At 25.6% G+C, this 10,579-nt stretch carries 9 protein-coding genes and 1 other annotated feature; of the genes, 1 reads left to right on the plus strand and 8 read right to left on the minus strand.

Translation table 11 applies throughout. From position 1 onward, the window contains the following. Window positions 1–73: 73 nt before the first annotated feature. The 8 genes from alaS to EJJ37_RS03840 all read right to left on the minus strand — a co-directional run bounded on the left by alaS (window position 74) and on the right by EJJ37_RS03840 (window position 10,136). Window positions 74–2,722: an alanine--tRNA ligase gene (gene alaS, locus EJJ37_RS03810; RefSeq protein WP_133014262.1), complete on the minus strand. Its 2,649-nt coding sequence runs from the start codon at window positions 2,720–2,722 to the stop codon at window positions 74–76. Between the two features lie 117 nt (window positions 2,723–2,839). Then, window positions 2,840–3,017: a binding site (T-box leader), on the minus strand. A 171-nt stretch (window positions 3,018–3,188) separates the two neighbouring features. Next, window positions 3,189–4,217, minus strand: coding sequence for an AI-2E family transporter (locus EJJ37_RS03815; protein ID WP_133014263.1), 1,029 nt, complete (start codon window positions 4,215–4,217; stop codon window positions 3,189–3,191). Beyond that, window positions 4,201–4,701 carry a PRC-barrel domain-containing protein gene (locus tag EJJ37_RS03820; protein ID WP_133014264.1) on the minus strand — a complete coding sequence of 167 codons (501 nt, stop codon included), beginning with the start codon at window positions 4,699–4,701 and terminating at the stop codon, window positions 4,201–4,203. Before EJJ37_RS03820 ends, EJJ37_RS03815 begins: the two co-directional genes overlap by 17 nt. Window positions 4,702–4,823: 122 nt before the next feature. Then, entirely contained in the window at window positions 4,824–5,300 is a 477-nt protein-coding gene (gene ybaK, locus EJJ37_RS03825; protein ID WP_133014265.1) for a Cys-tRNA(Pro) deacylase, read from the minus strand. Between the two features lie 107 nt (window positions 5,301–5,407). Beyond that, window positions 5,408–6,361 carry a response regulator transcription factor gene (locus tag EJJ37_RS03830; RefSeq protein WP_133014266.1) on the minus strand — a complete coding sequence of 318 codons (954 nt, stop codon included), beginning with the start codon at window positions 6,359–6,361 and terminating at the stop codon, window positions 5,408–5,410. A 538-nt stretch (window positions 6,362–6,899) separates the two neighbouring features. Beyond that, on the minus strand, window positions 6,900–8,024 hold the full coding sequence (gene ytvI / locus EJJ37_RS03835; protein ID WP_133014267.1) for a sporulation integral membrane protein YtvI: 1,125 nt from the start codon (window positions 8,022–8,024) through the stop codon (window positions 6,900–6,902). Between the two features lie 141 nt (window positions 8,025–8,165). Next, complete coding sequence (locus EJJ37_RS20045) at window positions 8,166–8,315, minus strand: hypothetical protein (RefSeq protein ID WP_166484651.1); 150 nt, start codon at window positions 8,313–8,315, stop codon at window positions 8,166–8,168. Window positions 8,316–8,498: 183 nt separating this feature from the next. Then, a complete protein-coding gene (locus EJJ37_RS03840; protein ID WP_133014268.1) occupies window positions 8,499–10,136 on the minus strand; it encodes a sensor histidine kinase in 1,638 nt (545 codons plus the stop codon). A gap of 258 nt (window positions 10,137–10,394) precedes the next feature. Between EJJ37_RS03840 and EJJ37_RS03845 the strand changes: the two genes are divergently transcribed. Further along, window positions 10,395–10,579: hypothetical protein (locus tag EJJ37_RS03845; protein ID WP_133014269.1), on the plus strand; the 185-nt coding region annotated here is incomplete at its 3' end.

The following is a 10,579-nucleotide window of genomic DNA, read 5'->3' on the forward strand; positions in this document are numbered from 1 at the left end:
ATTAGAAATTTTTATACAACTTTATTATTTATATTATACCCTAAATTAACATAATTGTATACTCTCTAAAAAACTATTTTACTAAATTTTCTATTGTTTGGAAAGCAACTTCTATAGATTGTGGTATATTTTCTGGTTTCTTACCACCGGCTTGAGCCATATCTGGTCTTCCACCTCCGCCACCACCAACAACAGTAGCTACCTCTTTAATAATTTTACCACAATGTATTCCCTTATCTAATACATCCTTAGTTGCCATAGTAACTAAATTAACTTTATCTCCTAATTTACTTACTAATACTACAACACCTGAATTCATCTTACTTCTAATTTTATCTGCTAAATCTCTTAAAGCATTTCCATCTACACCTTCAAGTCCATAAGCTATAGCTTTAACTCCATTTATTTCTCTAGCAGAGTTTAAAATATCATCTAATGCTCCACTTGTAAGTTTAGATTTAAGTTCAGCAATTTCTTTATCTTTTTCCTTAAGCTCTGAACTTTGAGTTGATATTTTCTTTAAAACATCTTTTTCAGTACACTTAAGTGCTGCACAAGCTTCTTTTAATAATCTTTGCTTTTCTTCCATGTATTTTATAGCAGCTCTTCCTGTTAAAGCTTCTATTCTTCTGATACCAGCAGCAACACCTGTTTCAGAAACTATTTTAAATAATCCTATTTCTCCAACATTAGATACGTGAGTACCTCCACAAAGTTCTTTAGAGAACTCTCCTGCAGCTACTACTCTTACCTTATCTCCATATTTTTCATCAAATAATGCTGTTGCTCCAGATTCCTTAGCCTCTTCAATTGTCATAAGCTTAGTTTCTACAGTATCAACTTCCATTATCTTATCATTAACTAAATCTTCAACTTTTTGAATTTCTTCAGCTGTCATAGCTTGGAAGTGAGTAAAGTCGAATCTTAATCTTTCATTATCAACAAAAGAACCTGCTTGGTGAACATGAGATCCAACAACTTCTTTTAATGCAGCTTGTAGCATATGAGTTGCTGTATGGTTTTTACAAACACTAGATCTTCTTACTTTATCTACAGTTAAAGTAACTTCTTCACCACTTTTTATGCTTCCAGTTTTAACTTCAACATAATGAACAGTCTTTCCACCAACATTTTTCTTAGTATTATATACATAAGCTGTTCCGTTAGCTGCTGCAATCATACCAGTATCACCAATTTGACCACCCATTTCAGCATAGAAAGGAGTCTTATCAGTTAAGATGTAACCTTTATTACCTTCAGTTAATTCATCAACAAAAGCTTCATCAGTTGCAAGAACTACAACTTTTCCAACACCTTCTGTAGAAGTATATCCTGTAAATTCAGTTTCAACATCAGCTTTTACTTTATTTATTGGATTTTCATCAGCTCCCATGTAAGAAGTTTCTCCTCTTGCACTTCTAGCTCTCTCTCTTTGAGCTTCCATTTCCTTTTTAAATTCTTCATGATCAACAGTCATTCCTTTTTCTTCAAGAATTTCTTCTGTTAATTCTAATGGGAATCCATAAGTATCATATAATTTAAATGCTTTTTCTCCAGAAAGTACTGTAGATTTAGCTTCTTCTAACTCTTTAATATATCCATTTAAGATGTTCATTCCACCATCAATAGTTTCATTAAATCTTTCTTCTTCTAAAGTTATTATCTTAGTTATATAGTCTTTATTTTCAACTAATACTGGATAATTTCCACCATAGTTTTCAACAACAGCATCTACAACATCTTTTAAGAATAATCCCTTAATTCCAAGTAGTCTTCCATGTCTTGCAGCTCTTCTTAAAAGTCTTCTTAAAACATATCCTCTACCTTCATTACTTGGTTGAACACCATCTGATATAAGCATAGTTACAGCCTTAACGTGGTCTGTTACTATTCTTAATGATACATCGCTATTAGCATCTTTTCCATATTCTACACCTGATAAAGAAGATACCTTATTTAATATATTCTTTACTGTATCAATTTCAAATATGTTATCAACACCTTGCATTATAGTTGCAATTCTTTCAAGTCCCATACCAGTATCTATATTTTTGTTCTTTAATGGAGCATAGCTTCCATCTTCTTGTTTATCAAATTGAATAAATACTAGGTTCCAGAATTCAACTATTCTATCAGCATCAGAAGCAGCTACAAAATCATCTACGTTTGTAACAGGAGCTACATCTACACCTCTATCGAAGTGAATTTCTGTACAAGGACCACATGGACCAACTGTTCCAACTTCCCAGAAGTTATCGTCCTTACCTAATCTAAATATTCTATTTGGATCTATATCTGTTTTAGTAGTCCAAATTTCATATGCTTCATCATCTTCTAAATAAATTGTTACATATAACTTATCTTTAGGTAATTTTAAAACTTCTGTTACATATTCCCATGACCATGGAATAATTTCATTTTTGAAGTAATCCCCAAATGAGAAGTTACCTAACATTTCAAAGAAAGTACCATGTCTTGAAGTCTTTCCTACATTTTCTATATCACCAGTTCTAATACACTTTTGACAAGTTGTAACTCTAGTCTTTGGTGGTTTTTGTATACCTGTGAAATATGGCTTAAGTGGTGCCATACCTGCATTTATTAATAATAAACTGTTATCATTCTTAGGTACTAATGGAAAACTTTCCATTCTTAAATGTTCCTTAGATTCGAAAAAGCTAATAAAACTTTCTCTTAATTCATTTGCTCCCATGAATTTCATGATTTTTTCTACCTCCAACTTTCTTCTATTAGTAATTTAATTATAAATTAAACTAATTCTTAAATTTTATTTATATTTGGGAATTCAACCAATAAAAAAAGTCTCCATCCCTAAAGACAAAGGGACGAAAACTTATAATTTCCGCGGTACCACCCTAATTATGTATATAAATATACATCACTTAAAGTAAAAAAAGCTCCAAGATAGCTTCAATATGCTAAATAAGAAGTTTTCACCACCCACTTCCTCTCTTAATATTTACATCATATTTACTCATTCTTTTCATCGCTCTATGCTATAGATTTATGACAAAATTATATTTCATTTAAGTATTTCTGTCAATAAACTTTAGCAAGTATGACTATAAGTAACTTTAAAATCACAAAGTTCCCTTCAAAAGAACCTCGTTACCCCCTTAACTATTAGAATTAACTTTGACTAACTAAATCAAAATTTATAGCCTCACTTAAAATAAATAATAGTCTATATCATCATATATAACCTTAATAATTACGGCAATTGGAACAACTAAAACCATACCTATTACTCCACCTATTTTCTCACCTAATATTAATAAAATAATAATTATTATAGGATGCATATTAGTACTATCCCCTGTTATTTTAGGTGCTAAAAAGTTACCTTCTACTTGTTGTATTAAAAATACTCCTATAGCTGCTAATAATCCCTTTGTAACAGATCCTGTAAGAGCCATAAAAATTATAGGAACCCCTCCAATAATAGGGCCAAAGTAAGGAATAATATTAGCAATAGCATTTATTATAGATAATACTAAAGGAAATTTTATTCTAAGTACTAATAATAAAACAAATGATAATACTCCAATTATTAATGATAATAAAAGCTGACTTAATATGTATCTACTTAGTATTTTATCAATATTATTATTTATATTTTTAATTAAAACTCTTTTGTCTGTTGGGAAAACTAATAATAATTTATTATATATTAAATGTCCATCAGCTAATAAATAATAAGTTGTAATTGGTACAACTGCAAGGCCAATAATGTTCTCTCCAATAGAAATCATATTATCTACTAAATTAGTTGATGCACTACTTAGAACCATATTTATTTTTTCGCCAACTTGTATGTATATAGTCTCAAAAATCGGTAACCTATCTAATTTAAATCTACTTGCCAAAGCTAGAATATACTCTTCTATACTATCTAGCATAATTCCAAAATTCCCACTTTCATTTAGTATAGATGGAACTATACAATACAAAAGTCCAACAAATGCCAATAAAAATAATAATATAATTAAAAGAGAACTTTTTTTAGCTGATATATTCAATCGATCACTTAAATAATTTCTTAACGGCTTTAAAGTATATGAAATTATAAATGAAATTACTAATAAATTAACAACATCCCTTATAGGAGTAAAATATATATATACAACAATACTAAGTATTATAAGAATTATTGCTATTATTGTTTTATAAATTAAATTTTTATGCTTTGCTAACATCCTTAGAGCCTCCTAAGTTATGAGGTAAAGTTTTAAGCTTAATACGCTCATTTCCATTGTATAAAATATAATCATCAGATAAAATGCAATGTTTTAATGTTATAATTTCCTTCCCTTTAAACATCTTATCAAATATTCCTGAACTAATAATTAAACCTTTTATACTAAATTCTTCTTTATCTATTATTAAATCTTCAAGCACTCCAATTAACTTATTATTTGCATTTATAATATCTATAAATTTAATTTTTTTAAATTTTAATCCCTTAAATTTTGATGTTTCTTTAATTCTCATTACTTTATCTATAGATACTATTGCATCACTAGAAACAAAAGTATGTTTTTTTATTATAGATGCTGGTGAAATTGTAAATCCTTCTATAATTCCTTTATTAAAATCTATAGAAACATCCTCTACAACACCAATATATTTATTTTTAGAATCATAAACCTTCATTAAATAAAAATCTCTCCACTTAAACATTACTTCACCTCTAAAAATATAATAACCATAGTATTTGCAAATACTATGGTTATTATTAGTAAAATTTGTACATTTTTTATGTTTCACTCTATTTTTTATTAAATATTTATATAGAAAAATTATTAATGAATAATATCCACAAATGTACCATTTATAACTTCTATTAAATCCATTGGAGATAATTTAATTTGAAGCCCTTTTTTCCCTCCACTGACACAAACCTTTTCTAAGTTTTTCGCCTCTTCATAAATAAAAGTTTTATAAAGCTTCTTCATACCTACAGGAGAACATCCCCCTCTTATATATCCTGTATATTTATTAATATCTTTAACATGAATCATTTCAACCTTCTTTTCACCTGCTACCTTAGCTGCCTTCTTTAAGTCTAACTCTTTATCAACTGGTATAACGAAAACATAAAATTCTCTACTTACACCTTGAGTCACTAAAGTTTTATAAACCTCTTTCACATCTTGCCCTGTTTTTTCTGCAACAGATACTCCATCTATTTTATCGTCTGAAATATCATAAGTAATTACTTCATAATTTATTTTATCTTTATCTAAAATTCTCATTGCATTAGTTTTTTGAATTGCCATTTTCCGCACTCCCTCTAAGTTAATACTTTACTTATTATTATACTTAAAATGATATTAATGGCAAATTAAAACAATATTATTATAAAAAAAACATAAAAACTACTTCACTACCTGTTTCCATTTATTACACCTAACTTATAATCTTGAGGTGATATTCCAACATTTTTTCTAAATACATTACTAAAATAATGTTGTGTACCATATCCAATTAACTTTGCAATTTCACATAATTTCAATGATGGATCTCTCATTAAAATTATTGCATTTTTTATTCTTACATTAGTTAAATAATCAGCAAAGGTCATTCCAAGTTCTCTCTTAAATAATCTAGTAAGATATGTTTGACTAATCCCTAAACTATTTGCTATTTCTGATATTGATAAATCTTCATTATTATAATTTCTATTTATATACTTTTGTACTTCAATAACTACAGGTGTTTTCTTACTCTTATCAATTAATCTATTACATAAAGATTTATAAACAATATTAACTTGAACTGGATCATTACGTAAAAATGATGCACATATAACTACATTTATATTAAGATATTTATTGATCATATTTTCTAACTCATTAACAGCACCATGCCAATACTTTATTGGATTTATATCACACAAAATAACTACTTGCTTTTTAGAATCAATAAATACATTCAAATTTTCAAATTTATTCATTATATCACTTGCAATATTATATATACCATAACTTAATAAATCTACCTTCTTTTCATCTTCAATAATTTCCTTATCTTTTATTAAAGGTTTAACTATTATTAACCCCATTGAATTAGTATATTTAATATTAAAATATCTCATGTCCTTCTCAACTTCTGAACTTCTAACTTTTCCCTTCATCCAGTCCTTAAGAAAGCTTTCTTTTAATTTATAAAAATTTTTATCTAGTTTCTTATTTTCAAGTTTATTCTCTTCTTTTTCTCTTCTACTTATAAATTCATTCTCAGATTCTCTAATAATCTCAAACTCTGAATTTTTCCAGTCAATAATACTGTCTATATCTCCTCTAATTTTTGATTCATCATCACATATTAAAACTTTCACTAAAATAACCCCCTAAAACTTTATTTTAATATTAGAAATAATAACTAAAATAGATGTAATATCTTCTATATCTAGTAAACCTTTTCGCGAAGATTATATACTTTAATATTTCATTAATTTCCCCCATAATATTTTCTCATATTTAATTTCTAGCATTATTGCTAATCCCATAATATCTATTATGCTACTAGTAACATCTTTAATATTTTTAACATCCACTATATATATAATTTTAGTAATCTGAAAATATACTACCTTATTATTATTATTTATATATTTCCCATCATTATTAACTATTAATATACCTAAATTTATATTTGTATTTTCTATTTTCCTTCTTTATATCTTAATGTAATTTCCATTTTATGTAAATATTATCTAATATCTTTTCTTTTTTCTTAATACAAATAAACTTAATAAAATAACTCCCATAAAAATTTAAACATAAAAACCTCTATTTTTATTGTCCTTAACAAAAGACATTGTAAAAATAAAGGCTTTTCTATAACTCTTTTAAATACTTTATATTGTTTTATAATTATTTTCCAAGTCTATCTTCATTTTCTTTAAATATAACTTCTTTATTATTAGTTACATATTTTTTATAAAAATTAAAACTTATAAATAGTGCCATTAAATATATCATTCCTTTAAATCCCCCAGCATTTACTCCTACAAATATAGCTATTAAAACACTTAACGGAGATAGCTCTAATGATGATGATAGAAGCTTAGGTTCTAATATATTTCTGGTAATCATAATTCCACAAAATAAAATAATTAAAAATATAACAGTAAGATACTTTCCACTAAAAAAATAAATTACTACAAGTGGTAAAAATACTATTATCATACCTACAACAGGTAGCAAATCTAGTATCATACATATTATGCTTAATAACAATGTATATGGTATTCTTAATATATTAAACCCTATAAAGGTAATTATAAATGTACATAAAACTAATATAGAATAAGTACCTATATATTTAAAAACAACATCTTTAATTTCTTTTATAATCTTCAAAAACTTATCAAATTCATTTTCACTAATATACTCAGTATTTTTTATACTTGAAGAATCATTTTTAATAAATTTCTTAAGAAAAACAAAACTAGATAATATTGCAAAAATTATTACGGATATAATATATGGGAAAGCTGAAATTACCCCTATTATGTAATTTACAATATTCATACTAAAATCTAAAGCATAATTTGATATATCTGATATAAATTTATTTATATTAAGTTTTAAGCTTTCTAAAATAGATTCATCTATATTTTCAAAAGCTGATAGTGAATCTTGAACAAATTTATTTATCTCTGATCCATTATCATATAAATACTGATAGCCATCAGTTGCTAAATCTTTAATTTCAGAACAAAAATACATTATGCCAAATCCTAATAAAGTTACTGTAACAGCATAAAATACCAGAATTGAAATACTAGCTGCAAAATTTCCTTCTATATTAAATTTCTTAATAAGAGCCTCTGTTGGTTTTTGCAAAATTGAAGCCGTTATTAATCCAATTATAAATGGAATTGTATATTTTAAGGTTCCGATAACAATTGAAAAAGAAATAGTAAATACCAAGAAAAAGATAATCAAGCTCAAAAAAGGCCTTATCTTCTTGGCTACTAAGGATACATACTCCATTTTTATCACCTCCACCTTTTATATTAAAATTAAAAGGAGCTAAATTAAGTAGCTCCTTTATATATATATATTATTAAATTATTTTTAAATAAACATGTTTAAAACTTTGTTTTATGAATAATGAACTTCTATCCCCCTTTACTAATGTATTAGATAGATTGGATCATCTCCTTCTTTAAAACATTTATAAAGTTTAATTTTAGCATTAATTAAAAGCCTATTTTTAAGCTTTACGCACGCCTCCTCTCTATCATATTTGTTCATAAACTGAACATCATCCAATAACGACATTTAGAAGCACCACCCCTTTAGCTTTTATAATTATAAAACCTATAGATTCTAGTAGTCATAAAACTTTCCTTTCGGCTACTATAAATATAGTATACATCTTAAATTAATTTTTGTAAATATTTTCCTATATTTTTTTAGTAAAAAATCATTAAACTAACATAATTATTAGCTTAATGATTTATTTTAACTACATATATCTGACATCTCTAAATCAACCTTTTGCATAATATCATTTTTTAAATTAAAGTCATCGTAATAAGCTTCATATATTTCTTCATCATATTCTACTTTAGGAATAATAAGAGTTATCTTTGTCCCAACCCCTTCTTCACTTTCAAGTTTAATTTCTCCATTAAACTTATTTACTATTTCCTTAACTATATTAAGACCTAATCCAGATCCCTCTTTATATGCACCTTTACTTGCTTTAATCCTTTCATATCTATTAAAAATATACTTTTGTTTTTCTTTTGGTATACCTATACCAGTATCCCGAATTTCTACAATAATATTCTTTCCTCTTGCTCCAACAAAAACATTTATCATACCATTTTCTTTATTATATTTAATAGAATTTGATAGTATATTTAAAATTCCTCTTTCAATTAAATCCTTATCTGCTAAAACAAAAAACTCCTCTTCTTCAGTATCAAAAACAACCTCTATTCCTCTCATTTCAGCGTAAGATAATATTGACATTGTGGTATTCTCAACAATAGAAACTATATTTAAACATTTTAACTTCAACTTATAATCCTGTTCTGTTAATTTACTTGAATCAATAAAGTTATCTATTAATCTTATTAATCTATAACAATTTTGTTTAATTATAGAATTAAATTTTAAAATTTCATTTATATCATTACAATCTCTCTTAAGATCTTGCATTTGTATTGCAGAATAAATAACATTTACTGGAGTTTTAAATTCATGAGAAATATTAGCTAGTAACTCTTTCTTTATCTCATCCTCTTCATTTTTTCTTTTTAATTCAGCCAACTTTTCTTCTAGTGTATTAGATTTAATCATTAAATCATTATATAAAACCTCATGTGGTTTTCTAATAACTTCTAATCCAATAATCTTAAATACATAATAATCTCCTATAAATCTTATGAACAAGGCTATTAAAAAGCTAATAATATTATATTTTTCTAAAGTAAGACCTACAAATATAGCCAACACAATTCTAAAAGCAGAATATTCTATTAAATCTAAAAATATACCTTTAGAAAATTTTTCTTTATTTTTTCTAATCATAAACAATAATAATATATACAATAATATAATTACTATTTCTCCTATAACCTTAGTTTCATTAAGTCCCTGGAATTCTAATTCCTTTAACAAAGGTAATTTACTTCTAAAAGCTAAATATGCAGCTACTAAAGTTGCTATTATAACATTTATATAAAGATTTTTTATATTTCTTTTTTTATCTATATTTAAAAATGATAATATAAATACTAATACTTCAAATATAGAAATTATGTAAAACATTCTACTAAGTTTACCATATACCAAAGCATTTTCAAAATTATCCTTTAATGTAAATATATTAGAAACTGACAAAACTCCAACTCCTGAAAACCCTATAGATAAATACTGATATATATTATTAATATATTTTCTTCTATTCAATGACAATATAAATATACTAGCAGTATAAAAACAGAATGTTCCTAGTAGTACAATTTGCATAAAAGTAATGATATTGAAGTTTTTATCTATTAAAAGACTATAACCACCACACATTACAAGAACCATTAAAACAGTAACTATTTCTTTCATTCTTAAAAAAGCTCTTTGTTTATCCCCCATTTTCTCCTAAACCTTTCTTTAAAAAATATTATTCCCAAAACAAATACATAATTTTTCCTTTATTACTATTTTATATAATTTTTTCTTGTTTGAAAACCTTTTATTTGTCTTTTTTTGAAATTTTATAAATTTCATTAACTTTTTCATTAAACTTTTTTGAAACTTAGAAATTTTTATCTGTATTGATAATATATAGTTATTGTTATAGAATATTATTTATATACAAATTTAAGAAATACTTTCTTGGAGGACTTTTTTATGAATAATTTTCTTCTTATATTATTTTTAATTATCTTTGTTGGAATACCTGCTTATTATGTAACAGTTCTATATTCTATTTATTATAAAAAAATATTTAAAAACAAAGCTAATTTAAAATTTGAATACAATACTAGTTCTTTAAATACTTATATTCCATCTATTATTTTATTGATTGTTAGTGT

This window comes from Clostridium cuniculi (genome assembly GCF_004353185.1).
GTDB classification, from domain to species: domain Bacteria; phylum Bacillota; class Clostridia; order Clostridiales; family Clostridiaceae; genus Clostridium; species Clostridium cuniculi.